The sequence below is a fragment of the Aeromonas intestinalis genome, from assembly GCF_054052485.1.
In genome coordinates, this window is the sequence record NZ_JBSTYK010000017.1 from 20,833 (window position 1) to 37,366 (window position 16,534).

The window sequence follows — 16,534 nt, forward strand, 5'->3', positions numbered from 1 at the left end:
AATAAAAAATACTTTATCAAAAAGTTGAGATACCTACCTAGACCTAAACCAACGTTACAAGTCACTCATCACATACTTTCTTTAGATAGCTTGTAGGTTCGATTAGCCGTCAGGCGTAATCGGACGTTCGCGTAAATCGATTCTCCCGCCATCACAGCCAGCCGAGTTTCCCCCTCCGGCTGGCTGCCCCTGTTTCATGGCAACAATCGCCATCAAAGCCTCTCGATCGTCCGATTAGGCTGCGCCAATCGAACCTACAACGGCTTTACCAACGCGGCGACAATCTTTTCCACGCTCTGGGTGACCGACAGGGTGGCGCTATCCAGCACCAGACGCTCACTGTCCCAGGGTTCATAGTCGCGGTCGATCACCGCCTGCCAATCCGGCAATGCAAATCCCGTAATATCGGTCGTCCGGCTCTCGACCCGCTCACGGTGCAGCTTCGGATTGGAGCAGACCACTTCGACATCGAGACAGGGCACCCCGACCGAGAGGGCGATCTCGTGGTAAGCATCCCGGGTGAGCCGCATGGGATTAACGGAATCCGTGATGACAATCGAGCCAAGTGCCAGGTTCTCTCTGGCCAGCCCATAGGCAACGAAATAACCGGCGGGCCCCATCTCGTGATCCACCTGCTCGGCGGCACGAATGGCCTGCTCTATGGTATCGATGCGCAGGTAGACGGCGCCCAGCCGCTGGGCCAGCGCCCGCGCTATGGTGCTTTTTCCGCTGCCCGGCAAACCACTGAAGATGATCAGCATGTTCCATTCCTGTGATGAAAGAAGACCAGAGCCACATGGTATCGGATTGCCATCGCGCCCACAGCGCCTTGTTCAAGGCGGTACAGGATAGGGTGCTGGGCCACCCACCTGTTTGGACGGCAAGACCCTCAAGGCCAACCGGCCGGCGCAGCTCGACAACCTGCGCAACCTGTTCCTGCAAGTGGCGGATACCTCCCTGCTCCAGTCATTGGGTTGAGTGACATTAAAAACGGCGCCGCAAGGCGTCGTTTTCTTCCAGATGCATCAACAAGGTCGCGTTGAGGCACGGATCCTTGGTGCACAGCCCACCTTTCCAGATACAGTGGTGCCGTTATCACTTCCATCAAGGATAAAGGAATTAGCCATGCTGGAATCACAGCTGACGACCCTGCACGTGGTCTCGCTGGCGCTCGACTACCTGTGCGAGGAGGCTTCCCCCCAGCAGCAGGAGCGGATCACCGCCGCCCTGCTGGCCCACAGCGCTATCGATGTGACCGACGTGCACAACAACGACGCCCGCATCACCCGCCAGCAGGAGCTGACCGTGTGCGCCAACGGCCTGTCTCACCACCCGGATCTCGGCCTGCAGCTGGGACAGCGCATGCATATCTCCGCCTATGGCCTGCTCGGCTATGCCGCCATCTCCAGCGCCACCCTCGGCGACGCGCTGCAGTTGATGTTTGCCTACCCCTCTCTGCTCGGGACCTACTTCCACCTGCAGCTGCGCATCAATGGCGATCTGGCCTGGATCTGTGCCAGTCACTACCGCCAGCGTGAAGACTTGCGGCGCTTCAACATCGAGATGTGCCTGGCGTCGCTGCGCCAGACCTGCAGCGATCTGGTCGGCCAGCCGCTGCCGGTACGCCGCGCCGAGTTCAGCCAGCCCGAGACGAGCTACGCCGACAGCTACCACGCCAGTTTCGGCCCCCACATTCGCTACGACAGCGATCAGGATGCCTTTGCTATCGACACCCGTGCCCTGAAAATGCGGCTGCCGCTGGCCAACCCGGTCACCCACAACGAGATGCTGGTGCGCTGCCGCAAACTCAACGCCGAATTCAACACCCGCCAGCGCTGGCTGGCCCGGGTACGCGAGCTGCTCGGCACCCAGCTCTCGGCCCCGCCCCGGCTGGAGGCCCTGGCCGAGCAGATGCACTGCTCCGCACGCACCCTGCGCCGTCACCTCTATGAGATGGGCACCAACTATCAGGAGCTGCTCGACGATCTGCGCTTCGAGCGCGCCAAGCAGTTGCTGGCGGAGAAACGCCACGCCATCTATCAGATCGCCGAAGAGCTGGGATTCAGCGAGAGTGCCAGCTTCCGCCACGCCTTCCAGCGGTGGAGCGGTGTGCCCCCCAGCCAGTTTCGCCATTGATGTGCGCATAAAAAGGGCAATCAGGCCGTCCAGATTGGCCTGATCTGTCCCCTTTTGGCCGCAGCCAGCATTCACATATTTGCAACACTCTCCAACAATGGTGCTGTCACCCCAGCAAAAGGAGAGCCGCAATGCTCACCATCTACAGCGATGATCACCATCTGCACCACGGAAGATGCGAGCTGATCGACGGTCAGTTGATGCCCTGTTTCGAAAAGCCGGAGCGGGCCGATTTCATCCGCGAACGCCTGCTGGCACGCCAGCTCGGCCCCATACAGCCAGCCCAGGATTGGGGACTGGAGCCAATCCTTCGGGTGCACGATCAGGGGATGCTCGACTTTCTGCAAGGCGCCTGGGCTCGCTGGGCGGCCCTCGGGCAGGAGGGGGATCTGCTGCCCTACACCTGGCCGACCCGCACCCTGCGCCAGCAGAAACCGGACAGCGTGCATGGCCAGTTTGGCTACTACAGCTTCGATGCCGGCGTCCCCATCACCGCCGGCACCTGGCAGGCGGCCTACAGCTCGGCCCAGGTGGCACTCACCGCCCAGCACCATATCACGTCCGGTGCCAACAGTGCCTTTGCCCTGTGCCGTCCCCCCGGCCACCATGCCGCCGCCGATCTGATGGGGGGCTACTGCTATCTCAACAATGCCGCCATCGCGGCGCAGGCCTTCATCGATCAGGGCTATCGCAAGGTGGCCATCCTCGATGTGGACTATCACCACGGCAACGGCACCCAGTCAGTCTTCTATGAACGCAGCGACGTGCTGTTTGTCTCGATCCACGGCGACCCGGCCATCGAGTTCCCCTTCTTCCTTGGCTATGCCGACGAAACCGGGATCGGTGCGGGAGAGGGTTGCAACCTCAACCTGCCGCTGCCCGCCGGCAGCGACTGGCCGGTCTGGAGCGCGGCACTGGAGCAGGCTTGCCAGGCCATCGACGACTATCAGCCCGAGGTGCTCGTGGTCTCGCTCGGGGTCGACACCTTCGAGCAGGATCCCATCTCGCGCTTCAAGCTGACCAGCCCGGATTACCTGACAATGGGCAAGCGCATTCAGGCGCTGAACCTGCCGACGCTGTTCGTGATGGAGGGGGGTTATGCGGTGGAAGCCATCGGCATCAATGCCGTGAACGTGCTGGAAGGGTTTGAACAACGCTGATTTGCAACCGTTTTTGCAACATGGAGATTACTGTCATGAAGACACTCACCCGTTTGTATGCCGCCAGCCTGCTGGCTGGCACACTGCTCTCCCCCGTCGCCCAGGCCAAGAGTGGCGAGCTGCATGTCTACAACTGGTCAGACTATATCACCGACCAGGCGCTGACCGATTTCAAGGCCCAGACCAGGATCAAGCTCACCTATGACGTCTTCGATACCAACGAAGCGCTGGAGTCCAAGCTGCTGGCCGGCCGCTCCGGCTACGATGTGGTGGTGCCGTCCAACATGTTCCTGGCCAAGCAGGTGCAGGCGGGGGTCTTTCTCAAGCTCGATCGCGACAAGTTGCCCAACTGGCAACACCTCGATCCCAAGTTGATGCAACTGCTGCAGACAAACGATCCCGGCAACGAGCACGCCGTGCCCTACATGTATGGCACCGTGATCATGGGTTACAACGTCGACAAGGTAAAAGAGGCGCTCGGTGACCAGGCGCCGGTGGACAGCTGGGATCTCATCTTCAAGCAGGAGTACGCCAGCAAGCTGGCCAAGTGCGGCATCACCCTGCTCGACTCGCCGGCCGAGATCATCCCCATCGCCTTGAACTATCTGGGCTTGCCCCCCAACAGCACCAACCCGGCTGACTACGAGAAAGCCAAGGTGCTGCTGCTCTCTGTCAGGCCCTATATCCGCTACTTCCATTCGTCCAAATACATGAACGACATCGCCAGCGGCGATATCTGCGTGGCCGTGGGCTACTCCGGCAGCTTCTACCAGTTCGGCAACGTCGCCAAGGATGCCGGCAACGGGGTCAAGGTGGCGATGCGCCAACCCAAGGAAGGGGCCCCCATCTGGTTTGACATGCTGGCCATCCCCAAGGATGCCCCCAATGTCGACGAAGCCTACCAGTTCATCAACTTCCTGCTGCAACCCAAGGTCATTGCGCCCATCAGCGACAAGACCGGCTATCCCAACCCCAACAAGGATGGCATCGGGCTGGTGAAGGCCGAGATCCGCGACAACCCGGATCTGGTCCCCACCGCCGCGCAGATGGCACACCTGTTCCCGCTCAAGCCGCTGCCGGCCAAGGCAGAACGGGCACGCACCCGTATCTGGACCGCCATCAAGTCAGGGGTCTGACACAGGCACACCGAAGGGGCCGTCCGGCCCCTTCACTTCAGCCATGCCCTCCAGACGGCCTCCCCCGCCCGCACCAGGGTGCCCGTCTCTCTCGCCCATAGGCAGCCCATCGATTTGGGCCTATCTTGTCTGGGTGGCTCTGCCAGAGTGACAGGGCCCTCCTCACGAGGTGCAACAATGAAAAGAGCGATCCAGGCCGCCCTGCTGGCCATGACGCTGGTGGCCGGGGCCCAGGCGGCCGACAAGGTCACCACAGTGCCGGTGCAATTTGCCAAGGGGGCACACAGCGCCCAGATGAAGGGCAACTTCAAGGGCTACGACAGCATCAACTACACCCTGGTCGCCAAGGCGGGCCAAACCATGACGATCAGCATCGCTGGCAGCAGCAATGCCAACTTCAACGTCTTCGCGCCGGGGGCCGTGCCCGGTGAGGCCGAGGCATTGGGATCCGGCGCGGTCGGCAAGAAGTGGCAAGGCGCCCTGCCCGCCGCCGGCAAGTACCAGATCCAGGTCTACCAGATGCGCGCCTCCGCCCGCCGCGGCGAACAGGTGCCTCACACCCTGTCGGTCAGCATCCAGTAAGCCCCCATATGCGCTCTCGGCTCGTCCGGGCCCGTTCGCCGCAGAGAATGCCGCCATGCCCCCCAGACCGGGATGGGCATGGCGGCGTTGCGCTGTTAGGGTGGGGCATCATTTCATCAACGCGCGAGGCATCATGCAACGCAAGACAATCGCCCTGCTGCTGGCCACTCACCTGCTGGTGGGGGGCGCGGGCTTTGCCGCCGGCATCTATCTGCTGCCGATCCTGATAGCACCGCCCGGCCCGAGCGGCGAGCAGGTGGCGGCCAGCCAGGCGCAGGCGACCTATCAGGGCACCTTCAAGCGAGAGCTCAAGGACAGCGATCGGCTGCACTGGGGAGAGGGCCGGGTGAGCGTCGGGCCCACCGCCATCAGCCTGATGGGCAGGCTGGCGCCCGGACCCGACTATCAGCTCTATCTGTCGCCGGAATTCGTGGAAACGGAGGCGGATTTTGCTCGCCTCAAGGGTCGGATGGCGCACGTCGGCGCGGTGAAGACCTTCGACAACTTCATCGTGCCGCTGCCGACCGATGTGAACCCGGCCGATTACAACAGCGTGATCGTCTGGTGCGAGACATTTGGACAATTCATTACCGCTGCCCAGTATCAAGATCGCCGATCACCCTGACTACAGCAGCCATAATGACAGCACGAAACGCTGCAATAACCCCTCTCGTCTTTGCACCAATCAGGTTTCCGCCTCACCACTGAGCTAGGCTGGTAACTGTCGCGCCAGAGTAGGCTGGCGGACATTCAGGGAGCCGGTATGGCATTTGTATCGCGATGTTTCATGCTGATGATGGTACTGCTGGCCCCCTTTGCCATGGGGGCCAGCGGACCGGATCAGATCACTCTGGTGAGTTCCACCGAGACCAAGGAGTCCATGTATGGGCGCTGGCTCGAACTTATCTATCGCGATGCCTTTACCCGCCTCGGTTATCGCTTCACCTATCTTGGCTATCCCGGTGGACGGGCTCCCTATCTGGCGGCCAGGGGAGAGGTCGATGGCGAGATCCACAGACCGGCGATCTACCAAAGCCAAACCCAGGCCCTGTTGCGAGTGCCGGAGTCTCACTTCCCCCTCTCCTACGAGGTCTACACGGCTCTGCCGAACATACGGCTGTCAGGATGGCAGAGCCTGCAACCGACCTCCTATCGGGTGGAGTACAGGCGCGGAGCCAAACTGCCGGAGATCGAACTCGGCAAAGTGGTCAGCGGGGAACGACTCTCCACCATCGGCACCGTGGCCCAGGGCATGAACAAGCTGCTCAAGGGCCGCAGCGATATCTACGTAGAACAGTCCATGATTGCCCGCCAGGCTCTGCAACATCTGGTGGTTCACTCTGTCGACTACCAACGGATCTACTCCGCCGGCGTCATGATCACGGCGGATTCTTTCGTCTATCTGCACCGGCGCCATCAGAGCATGCTCGGCCCTATCGCCGCCGTGCTGAAACAGATGAAGCAAGAGGGCGTCATCGAACGATACCGGAAGCTGGCACTGCAAGAGAGTGGCACCACCACCTTGGCGCCTCCCTCTGCCCCCACGTCCCCATAAAAAACGGCGCCGGAGCGCCGTCGTGATGACTCGTCCGTCACTCAACTCGGCGGAAAGTGGCCGCCAATGCTGATGACATTGACCTGCTGCAGGGTGCCGTTGAGGGTAAAAGCGACCCTGTGCTCCTGGCTGAGGCGTATGGTGTAGATCCCCTTGTTCACCCCGGCGAGCTGCTCGTAGTGCATGTCGCCCACCTTGTCGGCGGCATTCTTGGGGTGGGTGCCGCGCTCGATTTCCCGTCGCCATTCGTGATACTTGCTCATGCCCGCAGGGGGCACGGCCACGTGCTTGCCCTTGTTGTAGAGGATGCGTTGTTGAGAGTCATCGATAGTCCATGCCATGGTCGGCTCCTTGTTTAGGCTCAAAAGAGAACCAAAGCATAGTCAAGGCATGGAGGATGGGGATCAATCAGATCCCAAAATGTTGTCACGGCAGGCGTTGGCCGCCGGGTGTCAGGCTCAGCGCGCAGCGATCGAGTACGCGTACCAGCAAAGACGGCGCCCGCAGGCACCGTCTTTGCTGTTCTCCGGCACACACGCCGGGGGTCATCGGTCTCAGCCGGTGTAGGCAGGTAGCCAGCCCACCATGTTGAGCAGATGGAAGGCGGCGGTCAGCACCCCGAACAGGATGATCAGGCCTATCATCAGCACCCCGCCCGGCGCCCGGAAGCCTTCGCCCTGATCCTTGCCCGCCCGTACCTTCCAGGCCAGCAGGGGCGGAATGATGCAGGTCCAGAGGGTGGCGACGGCACCGGCGTAGCCGATGGCCACCAGGAAGCCGAACGGGAACAGCAGGGAGAGCACCAGGGGCGGCAGGAAGGTGGCGGCCCAGGACTTGGCGCGGCCGCCCCGGCTGTTGTCGAACTTGAACAAGTCCGCCAGATAGTCGAACACCCCGAGCCCCACCCCGATGAAGGAGGAGAGGATGGCCGCCATGGAGAAGGCGTTGAGGGCGCTCGCCACCGCCTTGGATTCGATGACGGAGCCGAGCGCCTTGAGCAGGGCATCCACGTTGCCCCCCTCGGCGATCACCGGGCCGAACTCGCTGCGGGGCAGGTTGCCAAACACGCTGGCCAGCCAGACGAGGTAGAAGGCGAGCGCGATGACGGTGCCCCCCAGGATGGCGCGGCTGGCGCGGCGCTCCTCGCCGTAATAGGCGCGCATGGAGGAGACGGAGTGGTGATAGCCGAAGGAGGTGAGGGCCACCGGCAGCATCACCAGGGCATAGGGAGCATAGTGACTCTCGCTACCGACCCGATCCAGCAGCAGGTCGAGGCGGATGTTCATGGACATGCCGGAGATACCGAAGGCGAAGCTCAGCCCCATCAGGATCACCAGCAAGATCGAGATGCGGTCCACCGCCCGGGTGGAGTGCCACACCACCAGGGAGAACACCAGGGTGAAGAGGATGGAGGAGAGCTTGCTGCCGAGCCCGGTCATGCCCTCGATAATGAGGCCCGCCGAGGTGATGTAGGCGTAGAGCAGAATGCCGCCCACGAAGTAAACGCTCAGATTGTTGAGGGCGTTGACCTTGTTCCCCAGCAGATCCCGGGTCACGGTATCGAAGGAGACGCGCAGGGGATAGCCCCTGTAGGACTCCAGCAGCATCCAGCCGGAGACCGTCATCACCACCATGGTCAGCGCCACCGCGAGCATGGACCAGAGGGTCCAGGCGCCCGCTCCCGCACTGGGCAGCCCCAGCATACCGGCTCCGACACAGACGCCGGCAATGATGCATGCCCCGCCCACCAACGATGGTTTATGTTCCATTTATTTCCCCAAAGACGATTGTTGATCTGGTCGCGACCGCGGACCGTTGCATCTGCTACGCCGGTTGTCATCGTAAGATCGCGCTCATCTGTACTATCGGTGCCCAGCCGCTTGCTGCTACATCGGCGGCAGAAGCTGTACTATCGGCGCCCAGCCACTTGCTGCTGCGTCAGCGGCAGAAGCTGTACTATCGACGCCCAGCCGCTTGCTGCTGTATCGACGGCAGAAGCTGTACTATCGGCGCCCAGCCACTTGTTGTTGCGTCAGCGAGACAAGACGTGGCTGAGGCTGGCTACCGATCTCAAAATGGCAGCAGGGCCGCCATTTTTGAGGGTGAGACTTTACCCTGCATGCCCCCGGGTATCAAACCCGAAGGACGCAGAGAGTGAGGTGCAGGCGGTTTTCCACCAGAGGGGGAGTGGGCAGGAGGCAACGCAAGGGCGCCCGCTGGCGCCCTCTCGATATGACGGGAGGGGGGCGACTCAGCCCCCATAGACGGGCAGCAGACCCGCCATGGCCAACAAGTGGAAGATGGCGGTCAGCACCCCGAAGGCGATGACGGCGACCACCATGGGTTGCCCCCCCGGCGCCTGGAAGCCGACCCCTCCCCCCTCGCTCTCCCGCGACTTCTTCGCCAACAGGGCGGGGATGATGCAGGCCCAGACGGTGGCGGCCGCACCGGCGTAGCCGATGGCGACCACGAAGCCAAACGGGAATAGCAGCGAGAGCAACAGGGGCGGCAGGAAGGTTACCGCCCAGGACTTGGTGCGACCGGCGCGGCTGTTGTCGAACTGGAACAAGTCCGCCAGATAGTCGAACACCCCGAGCCCCACCCCGATGAAAGAGGAGAGAATGGCCGCCATGGAGAAGAGGTTGATGGCCTGGGACACCTGGCTGGACTCGACCACCGAGGCCAGCGCCTTGAGCAGCACATCCACGTCCCCGCCCTTGGCGATGACGGGGCCAAAGTCGCCGCGGGGCAGGTTGCCGAAGATGCTGAGCAGCCACAGCAGGTAGAGCGCCAGCGCGATCAGGGTGCCGCCGAGGATCGCCTGCTTCGCCTTGTGCTCCTCCCCGTAGTAGGCCCGCATGGAGGCGACCGAGTGGTGATAGCCGAAGGAGGTGAGGGCCACCGGCAGCATGGCCAGGGCGTAGGGGGCCTGGCGCATCTCCTCGGCAAGGCTATTGAACAGCAGGGCGGTGTCTATCTTGGCCGCCAGGCCCGACACCCCAAACACGAAGCTCAACACCATGAAGACGATGAGCACCACCGAGATGCGATCCACCGCCCGGGTCGAATGCCAGACAAACCAGGAGAACGCCAGCACGAACAACACGGAGGCAAGCTGGCTGCCGATGTCGAACAGGCCGCTCAAAATGAGGCCGGACGACGTGATATAGGCGTAGAGCAGAATGCCGCCGACGAAATAGACGGTCATATTGTTGAAGATATTTATTTTATGGCCGAGCAGATCCTTGGTCACCGAATTGAAAGAGGCGCTCAACTCATAACGCTTGAATGCCTCCAGCAACATCCAGCCTGAAATAGTCATTATTATCATGGTCAGAATAATGGCCAGGGATGACCATGTGGTCCAGGCACCGGCGCCAGCACTCGGCAGGCCAAGCATGCCGGCACCGACGCACACGCTGGCAATAATACAGGCCCCTCCTGCAACGGATGGTTTGGCTGTCATCTTGTGTTACTCCCAAATATTCACAGAGCTGTGAAATAAAAGGGGCACCCAATAGGGTGCCCCTGACTCGTTATGCTTCTATTAATTTTTCGCTCTTGCTGGCGGTCGTTTTCTGTTGAGTGTCGACTTCTTTGAGCCTGGCGGTGAAGTGGCGCAATACCGCCGGTTCGTAGATGAAGTCCAGACCCTTCACGTTGCTGGCATTCTTCTTCACCTCGCCGAAGGCCTCGATGACAAAGTCCATGTGGGTTTGGGTATAGGTCGCGCGGGGGATGGTCAGGCGCAGCAGCTCCGCCGGGCAGGGGTGCTGCTTGCCGGTGGCGGGGTCGCGCCCCAGCAGCAGGGAGCCTATCTCCACCGCCCGGATGCCGGCCACCTTGTAGAGCTCGCACGCCAGGGCGTGGGCCGGGAACTGATCCGCCGGGATATGGGGCAGCAGCTTGCCCGCATCCACGAAGGCCGCGTGGCCCCCGGCCTGCTGGCACACCACGCCGATGGCCTCGAGGCCATCCACCAGGTACTGCACCTGACCGATGCGATAGGCCAGCCAGTCCTGGCGCATGCCGTCGCGCAGCCCCACCGCGAGCCGCTCCATGGCGCCCCCTTCCAGGCCGCCGTAGGTCGGGAAGCCCTCCTGCACCACGCACAGGGTACGGCACTCGGTGTAGACGTCCAGCATGCTGTCGTCCTTGAAGCAGAGCAGGCCGCCCATCTGCACCATGGCATCCTTCTTGGCGGACATGGCGAGGCCGTCCGCGTACTTGTAGGACTCCAGGGTGATCGCCTCTATGGACCAGTCGGCGTAGCCGGGTTCGCGCTGCTGGATGAAGTAGGCGTTCTCCGCGAAGCGGGCCGAATCCATGATCACCGGGATGTCGTACTTGCGGGCGATCGCGTACACCGCCTTGAGGTTGGCAATCGACACCGGCTGGCCGCCGGCAGAGTTGCAGGTGATGGTGCTGACGATGTAGGGCACGTTGGCCGGGCCCGCCTCCAGGATCGCCTCCTCCAGTTTCAGCAGATCGAAGTTGCCCTTGAAGTCGGCGGTGACCGAGGTATCGAACGCCTCCTGGGTGTAGACGTTCTTGGCCACGCAGCAGTTGATCTGGGTGTGGCCCTGGGTGGTGTCGAAGAAGTAGTTGGAGAGCGCCACCATCTTCTTGCGATCCAGCCCCTTCTCCTGCTCCCGCTTCTTGATGAGCACCGGAATGTAGATCTGCTCGGCGCCGCGCCCCTGGTGGGTGGGGATGGTGAGGGCATACCCGAAGATGGCCTGCACCGCCTGCTGCAGGGCGTAGTAGCTGCGGCTGCCGCTGTAGGCCTCGTCACCGCGCAGCATGGCGGCCTGCATGTCCTGGGTGATGGCACCTGTGCCGCTGTCGGTCAGCAGGTCGATGAAGACGTCCTCGCTGTCCAGCAGGAAGGGGTTCATGCCTGCGCGGACGATCGCCTCCTCCCGGTAGGCGCGGGTGGTGCGCTTGACCGGTTCGATGACACGGATGCGGAACGGCTCGGGCAGATGCTTGAAGTTTTCCATGATATGAAGATCCATATTTAAATATTCAGGATGAATCTCACCCTCCACCAGAAATAATATTCAGGCAGATATATATGAATGAGATAAAGGGGCACGTCAGCGTCTCGCCAATCTATTTGGCGAGCAAGCTTGAATGCTATTTAAAATCGGGATGGGTGCGGACCATCATATTGTCAGCAATATGAAAGACACCGCGGGATATTACAGCGGGAAGAAGAAGGCGATCTTGTGATCCAGGGTGAACCATTTCGGTGAGGCGATCATGGTAGCCATGTTTTTGCTCATCTGGTTGGAATGAATAACGCTCAATTAACGTACTCCATTATGGTGTACGTTAATTGATTGGCAATTATGAAATGAGCAATTTGGGATGACGCTAACAGTTTTATCGGCGCCGCTGATCTTCCTCGCCGCCCCCTGGGGCGGCGAGTGTCCAGTCAGTGGCTCAACCCGGGCAACATCTGCAGCAGGTAGGCGCGATCGGACAAGGGAGTCTGGCTGACCCAGGTATCCAGCAGGCCATGGGAGAGCAGTGGCAGCACCAGCAACAACAGGCAGAGCAGGGCCAACAGCCAGGCCGGGCTGAGCCGGCGTTGCCGGGTGCCGAGGTGGAGCGCATCGGCTCGCTTGGGGCAGGCGGCCACGCAGCTCATACAACTGGTGCACTCCAGGCTTCGCACCGCAATCAGCTGATGCACCTGGATGCGTGACGGGCAGGCCCGGCTGCACTTGTCACAGTCGTGACCCTGGCTTCGCAGGCAACGAGCCGGGTCACGGCGGATGCGCAGGGGCGTGAGCAGCCCGAGCAGGGCCAGCCAGGCGCCATAGGGGCAGAGGTAGCGGCAGAATCCCTGCCTGAAGGCCGCCGTGAGCAGCAGCACCCAGCCCAAGCAGAGGCCGGAGATCAGGGTCAGGTTGAAGAAGAAGGCCCCCATCTTCATGTCGGCGGCCTGATGATAGGGACTGGCGAGATAGCCTGGCAGGGCGGCGGTCGGCACCGCGATCAGCACGATGAACAGCAGGAAAGCCAGCACCAGGAATTTCTGGCCGCGCAGGACGAGATCCAGCCAGCGCGGCGGCGTCCACTCTCCCGGCAGCAGGCGCGCACGCAGGCCGTGCAGCCACTCCCCCACCAGCCCGAGGGGGCAGAACCAGGCACAGAAAGCCCGCCCCAGCAGCAGGGCCGACAGACAGAGCACCAGCACGGTGACGGTAGCCGCCGGATGGTGAGGATCCACCAGCCCCTGAGTCAGCCAGGCCCGCAACCCGAGCCCGCCGGCAATGGGCAGGAAGCCGTCCACCACGTCCGGACGCATCAACCAGGGGGTCATCCCCGGCCCGAGCCGCTCGATATGGACGACATATTGCACCGCCACCAATCCCCAGCACAGCAGCAACAACTGCCTTGTCGTGGTTCTAAGACGCTGGCTATCCATGGAAGCCAGGATTGGCAGGGGTTGATGGCGCCGCCACAAAGCGAGCCCCGTGGCGACCAGCCCCAGCGCGAGCCAGAGCACGGAGTCCGCCGCCAGCAACCAGAGGACAGCGGCCAGCAACAGGGAAAGCGTCCAGCCCCAACCACGGCGACGCTGCCATAGCAGCAGGATCAGATAGACCAGACCAGTGGTCATGGTCAGGGCTTCCAACAGGCTCATGTTTCCCTCACAGTGCTCATCCGAATCGAGGGGGCAGGATAACGAACATCTGAATTGACAATTTTGATCTGCATGGGCAGGGGGAGCGATTTCTCCCCCTGCCCCACGCTCACGCTTTGCGACTGCCGAACGCGGTTATTGGCGGCTGTTGAACCCTATGCTTTTCGGCTATTGAACAGCGGCTGATCCGATTCGGCCTGCTCGGCCCAGAAGTGAATGTTGAAGCGGGCATCCTCCGACAACTCGACCCTGTGCCAATACTGGGGCGGGCTGGTGGCGAACTCCCCGGCCCGGATCACCAGGCTTATCTCCGGTTCCTCGGCCTGCTCGTCGGCGAAGCCGTGATAGGTGACGCTGCCCTCCATCACGCAGAGCTGACCGAACACCCCGGCGGCGGTGTTGTGATGGGTCAGCAGGGCGGCGGGCACGTTGTCACGGGTGAAGAAGGGGGTGGAGCGACGCACCACCCAGTGGGACGGGATCAGTTTCATGGACATGGTCATTCTCCTCAATCTGGCCGGGTCATCCCGGCCTTGGCATATTGAACAATCAACGGGGCAGCTGGCGCAGCAGGGGGAAGGCAACGCTCATCTGATCGCCTCCCACCACGAAACCGCACAGCTCTCCATCGGCACCGCGGGCCTCGGCCACCATACCCAGGTGGTTCCAGCGGCACTGCCAGGCGAGATCGTCGCCCCGGGTGCGGCCCGCCAGTTGCAGCGGGTAGTGCGGTGTCTTCACCTTCACCAGCATGGGGGGCAGGGTCAGCGCCGTCGGGGTGCCGAGCAGGGTCTTGGCCAGGGCGTTGGCCCCCAGCACGATGGGCTGCAGGAAGGGTAGCAGCTCACCCCGCCATTCGATGCCATCCCCCAGGGCATAGATATGGGGATCGCTGGTTCCCAGGCTGTCATCGACCCGAATGCCCCGTCCCACCTCGAGTCCGGCATTCTCGGCCAGGGCAAGATTGGGGCGCAGGCCGATGGCGGCGATCACCAGATCCTGCGAGCTGGTCTGGCCGTCATCCAGGGTGACTCGCCAGCCCTCACCGGGCAGCGGGTCGATCCCGCTGATGCCCTGCCCCAATTTCAGGCTCACTCCCAGCGCGCGCAGCGCCTGCTGCAGCGGCTGACTCAGGGTCGCTGGCAGCAGGCTGGCGAGCGGGCTGGGAGCCATATCCACCAGAGTGACCGCTTTCCCTGCGCTCGCCATGTCCATCGCCAGCTCGCAGCCGATGAGGCCGGCGCCCAGTACCAGGATGCGGTTGGCCCCGCGGATCCGCTCCTCGGCGGCGGCATACTCCTGCTGGCTGTTGAGGGTGACCAGGTAGTCGCTGCCCGGAATGTCGGGACGCACCGCACTGGCCCCCGTGGCCAGCACCAGCTTGCCGTAGGGATGCTCCCCCGCGGCGGTCTGCACCAGACGGCGAACGGGGTCGATGGCGAGCACGGGGCTGTGGGGCAGCAGCGTGATGCGCTGCTGCTCGGCGAATTCGGCTCCGGAGAGCCGGGTCATGGCGGCGGCGCTGCAATCCCGGCTCACCACATGGCTGAGATCGGGCTTGTTGTACTCGTCACCACCGTCGGCGGTGATGAGGCGGATGGGCCTCTCACCGTCGAGCTTGCGCAGGCTCTTGACCAGCTGCTGGGCGGCGAAACCGCTGCCGATCACTACTATCTCGTCACTCTTGGGAAGCGGGCTCATACGCAGGCCTCCACCGCGCAGGGTTCGAACACCTCCTTGCCGATGCCGCAGCCCGGGCAGAGGAAGCAGTCCGGCACCTGGGCCCAGGGGGTACCCGGCGCCACCAGCTGATCCGGCTCACCCAACGCCGGGTCATAGACCCACTGGCAGACGGTGCAGAGCATGGCCTGGTCGTCATCCCACTCTGCTGCCACCGGTGCGGCTTGCGGCGCCGGGGTCACCGCAGCCGCCATCGCGGGAGCCGGTGCCTTTTCGGCCTGGGTTGTGGTGATCGGGCGGGGCGCGTCCAGGGGATGCAGCGCCCACTGGCGAGCGATATGGCGGCCGTGCTCGCGGCATTCAGCCAGGGCAGAACCGTCAGGGCGCCACTTGGCCTTGAGGGAGAGGCTGATGTCGAAGCCTGCGTCCATCAGCCGGGTCTGGATGCGATCCACGGCACCGCCGGTCCAGCCGTAGCTGCCGAAGGCGGCGGCACGCTTGTTTCTAAAGCGCAGGCCGGTGATCTCTTCGAGCATGCCCGCCACCTTGGGCATCATGACGTTGTTCATGGTGGAGGAGCCCACCAGAATGCCCTTGGAGCGGAACACCTGGGTCAGGATCTCGTTCTTGTCGTGGCGGGCCACGTTGTAGATCTTCACCGCCACGCCCGGGTCCACCTCGTGGATCCCCTGGGCGATGGCATCGGCCATCATGCGGGTGTTGTTGGACATGGAGTCGTAGAACAGGGTGATGCGATCCTCCTGGTAGTTGTCCGCCCACTCCAGGTATTTGAGGATGATCTGGGTGGGATCCTCGCGCCAGACGATGCCGTGGGAGGTGGCGACCATGCTCACCGGCAGGTTGAAGCCCAGCACCTCCTTGATCTTGGCGGTCACCAGGGGGCTGAACGGGGTGAGGATGTTGGCGTAGTAGCGCTGGCACTGCTCCATCAGTTCGGTCTGATCCACCTCGTCGTTGAACAGGTGCTCGTCGCAGTAGTGCTGACCGAAGGCATCGTTGGAGAAGAGCACGGCGTCCTCGGTCATGTAGGTCATCATGCTGTCGGGCCAGTGCAGCATGGGAGTCTCGATGAACACCAGCTGCTTGCCGTTGCCGATATCCAGGCTGTCACCGGTCTTGACCGGCTGGAAGTTCCACTCCGGGTGGTGATGGTGACCGGTGATGGAGTCGATGGCGTTGTGGGTGCAGTAGATGGGGGTGCCGGGGATGCGGGCCATCAGCTCGGTCAGGGCGCCGGCGTGATCCTCTTCGGCGTGGTTGATCACCACATAGTCGATGGAGGCGAGATCGATCTCGGCGGCCAGGTTCTGCACGAACTCGCGGCTGAACTTGTGATCGACGGTATCGATCAGCACGTTCTTCCCTTCACGGATGAGGTAGCTGTTGTAGCTGGTGCCCTTGTGGGTCTTGTACTCGGTGCCGTGGAAGTCGCGCACTTCCCAATCCCGTTGACCGACCCAGTGGATGTTGTTCTTGACGTGAATGCTCATCTGGCTGTTCCTTGAATGCAAAGTGTATGTTCGACTGAACTGGCTATTGCAGCGGACGTGCCAACTTGTAACTCATTGTTTTTAAACAACACCAACATCCATGATTGTCATTAAGA

Annotated in this window: 16 protein-coding genes; 6 read left to right on the forward strand and 10 right to left on the reverse strand. The window is 62.3% G+C overall.

Translation table 11 applies throughout. From position 1 onward, the window contains the following. Positions 1–254 precede the first annotated feature (254 nt). Positions 255–761: an AAA family ATPase gene (locus ACW5W7_RS18235; RefSeq protein ID WP_456502606.1), complete on the reverse strand. Its 507-nt coding sequence runs from the start codon at positions 759–761 to the stop codon at positions 255–257. A gap of 364 nt (positions 762–1,125) precedes the next feature. Between ACW5W7_RS18235 and ACW5W7_RS18240 the strand changes: the two genes are divergently transcribed. From ACW5W7_RS18240 to ACW5W7_RS18265, 6 genes are all read left to right on the forward strand, one after another. After that, positions 1,126–2,136 carry an AraC family transcriptional regulator gene (locus ACW5W7_RS18240; RefSeq protein WP_456502607.1) on the forward strand — a complete coding sequence of 337 codons (1,011 nt, stop codon included), beginning with the start codon at positions 1,126–1,128 and terminating at the stop codon, positions 2,134–2,136. A gap of 131 nt (positions 2,137–2,267) precedes the next feature. Next, positions 2,268–3,296: a histone deacetylase family protein gene (locus tag ACW5W7_RS18245; protein WP_456502608.1), complete on the forward strand. Its 1,029-nt coding sequence runs from the start codon at positions 2,268–2,270 to the stop codon at positions 3,294–3,296. 35 nt (positions 3,297–3,331) lie between these two features. Then, positions 3,332–4,432: a polyamine ABC transporter substrate-binding protein gene (locus ACW5W7_RS18250; RefSeq protein WP_456502609.1), complete on the forward strand. Its 1,101-nt coding sequence runs from the start codon at positions 3,332–3,334 to the stop codon at positions 4,430–4,432. 177 nt (positions 4,433–4,609) lie between these two features. Continuing rightward, entirely contained in the window at positions 4,610–5,014 is a 405-nt protein-coding gene (locus ACW5W7_RS18255) for a g-type lysozyme inhibitor (RefSeq protein WP_456502610.1), read from the forward strand. 133 nt (positions 5,015–5,147) lie between these two features. Next, positions 5,148–5,639: a DM13 domain-containing protein gene (locus ACW5W7_RS18260; protein ID WP_434664927.1), complete on the forward strand. Its 492-nt coding sequence runs from the start codon at positions 5,148–5,150 to the stop codon at positions 5,637–5,639. 138 nt (positions 5,640–5,777) lie between these two features. After that, positions 5,778–6,569 (forward strand): hypothetical protein, encoded by a 792-nt coding sequence (locus ACW5W7_RS18265; RefSeq protein WP_456502611.1) that lies wholly within the window; start codon positions 5,778–5,780, stop codon positions 6,567–6,569. A 41-nt stretch (positions 6,570–6,610) separates the two neighbouring features. Here ACW5W7_RS18265 and ACW5W7_RS18270 read toward each other — a convergent pair whose 3' ends face one another. The 9 genes from ACW5W7_RS18270 to norV all read right to left on the reverse strand — a co-directional run bounded on the left by ACW5W7_RS18270 (position 6,611) and on the right by norV (position 16,418). Further along, positions 6,611–6,910 (reverse strand): hypothetical protein, encoded by a 300-nt coding sequence (locus ACW5W7_RS18270; RefSeq protein ID WP_456502612.1) that lies wholly within the window; start codon positions 6,908–6,910, stop codon positions 6,611–6,613. Between the two features lie 213 nt (positions 6,911–7,123). Continuing rightward, the gene (locus tag ACW5W7_RS18275; protein WP_456502613.1) at positions 7,124–8,338 is read right to left on the reverse strand and encodes an aromatic amino acid transporter; all 1,215 of its coding nucleotides are present in this window, start codon (positions 8,336–8,338) and stop codon (positions 7,124–7,126) included. 482 nt (positions 8,339–8,820) lie between these two features. Next, a complete protein-coding gene (locus ACW5W7_RS18280; protein ID WP_456502614.1) occupies positions 8,821–10,035 on the reverse strand; it encodes an aromatic amino acid transporter in 1,215 nt (404 codons plus the stop codon). A 70-nt stretch (positions 10,036–10,105) separates the two neighbouring features. Then, on the reverse strand, positions 10,106–11,572 hold the full coding sequence (gene tnaA, locus ACW5W7_RS18285) for a tryptophanase (RefSeq protein ID WP_456502615.1): 1,467 nt from the start codon (positions 11,570–11,572) through the stop codon (positions 10,106–10,108). A 201-nt stretch (positions 11,573–11,773) separates the two neighbouring features. After that, positions 11,774–11,881: a tryptophanase leader peptide gene (gene tnaC / locus ACW5W7_RS18290; RefSeq protein WP_434664921.1), complete on the reverse strand. Its 108-nt coding sequence runs from the start codon at positions 11,879–11,881 to the stop codon at positions 11,774–11,776. A 128-nt stretch (positions 11,882–12,009) separates the two neighbouring features. Continuing rightward, positions 12,010–13,227 (reverse strand): 4Fe-4S binding protein, encoded by a 1,218-nt coding sequence (locus ACW5W7_RS18295; RefSeq protein WP_456502616.1) that lies wholly within the window; start codon positions 13,225–13,227, stop codon positions 12,010–12,012. 155 nt (positions 13,228–13,382) lie between these two features. Continuing rightward, positions 13,383–13,724: a DUF1971 domain-containing protein gene (locus ACW5W7_RS18300; RefSeq protein ID WP_349920534.1), complete on the reverse strand. Its 342-nt coding sequence runs from the start codon at positions 13,722–13,724 to the stop codon at positions 13,383–13,385. Between the two features lie 52 nt (positions 13,725–13,776). Further along, positions 13,777–14,928 (reverse strand): NADH:flavorubredoxin reductase NorW, encoded by a 1,152-nt coding sequence (gene norW / locus ACW5W7_RS18305; protein WP_456502617.1) that lies wholly within the window; start codon positions 14,926–14,928, stop codon positions 13,777–13,779. After that, the gene (norV, locus tag ACW5W7_RS18310) at positions 14,925–16,418 is read right to left on the reverse strand and encodes an anaerobic nitric oxide reductase flavorubredoxin (protein ID WP_434664916.1); all 1,494 of its coding nucleotides are present in this window, start codon (positions 16,416–16,418) and stop codon (positions 14,925–14,927) included. The genes norW and norV overlap by 4 nt, the downstream gene beginning before the upstream one ends. Positions 16,419–16,534 lie beyond the last annotated feature (116 nt).

What these genes read in the sequence shown, in the direction of transcription:
- ACW5W7_RS18245 (WP_456502608.1), top strand. Translation starts at nt 2,268, where the DNA reads ATGCTCACCATCTACAGCGATGATCACCATCTGCACCACGGAAGATGC.
- ACW5W7_RS18255 (WP_456502610.1), top strand. Translation starts at nt 4,610, where the DNA reads ATGAAAAGAGCGATCCAGGCCGCCCTGCTGGCCATGACGCTGGTGGCC.
- ACW5W7_RS18300 (WP_349920534.1), bottom strand. Translation starts at nt 13,724, where the DNA reads ATGTCCATGAAACTGATCCCGTCCCACTGGGTGGTGCGTCGCTCCACC.
- norV (WP_434664916.1), bottom strand. Translation starts at nt 16,418, where the DNA reads ATGAGCATTCACGTCAAGAACAACATCCACTGGGTCGGTCAACGGGAT.
- ACW5W7_RS18235 (WP_456502606.1), bottom strand. Translation starts at nt 761, where the DNA reads ATGCTGATCATCTTCAGTGGTTTGCCGGGCAGCGGAAAAAGCACCATA.
- ACW5W7_RS18270 (WP_456502612.1), bottom strand. Translation starts at nt 6,910, where the DNA reads ATGGCATGGACTATCGATGACTCTCAACAACGCATCCTCTACAACAAG.
- ACW5W7_RS18250 (WP_456502609.1), top strand. Translation starts at nt 3,332, where the DNA reads ATGAAGACACTCACCCGTTTGTATGCCGCCAGCCTGCTGGCTGGCACA.
- ACW5W7_RS18240 (WP_456502607.1), top strand. Translation starts at nt 1,126, where the DNA reads ATGCTGGAATCACAGCTGACGACCCTGCACGTGGTCTCGCTGGCGCTC.
- ACW5W7_RS18295 (WP_456502616.1), bottom strand. Translation starts at nt 13,227, where the DNA reads ATGAGCCTGTTGGAAGCCCTGACCATGACCACTGGTCTGGTCTATCTG.
- ACW5W7_RS18280 (WP_456502614.1), bottom strand. Translation starts at nt 10,035, where the DNA reads ATGACAGCCAAACCATCCGTTGCAGGAGGGGCCTGTATTATTGCCAGC.
- ACW5W7_RS18265 (WP_456502611.1), top strand. Translation starts at nt 5,778, where the DNA reads ATGGCATTTGTATCGCGATGTTTCATGCTGATGATGGTACTGCTGGCC.
- tnaA (WP_456502615.1), bottom strand. Translation starts at nt 11,572, where the DNA reads ATGGAAAACTTCAAGCATCTGCCCGAGCCGTTCCGCATCCGTGTCATC.
- norW (WP_456502617.1), bottom strand. Translation starts at nt 14,928, where the DNA reads ATGAGCCCGCTTCCCAAGAGTGACGAGATAGTAGTGATCGGCAGCGGT.
- ACW5W7_RS18275 (WP_456502613.1), bottom strand. Translation starts at nt 8,338, where the DNA reads ATGGAACATAAACCATCGTTGGTGGGCGGGGCATGCATCATTGCCGGC.
- ACW5W7_RS18260 (WP_434664927.1), top strand. Translation starts at nt 5,148, where the DNA reads ATGCAACGCAAGACAATCGCCCTGCTGCTGGCCACTCACCTGCTGGTG.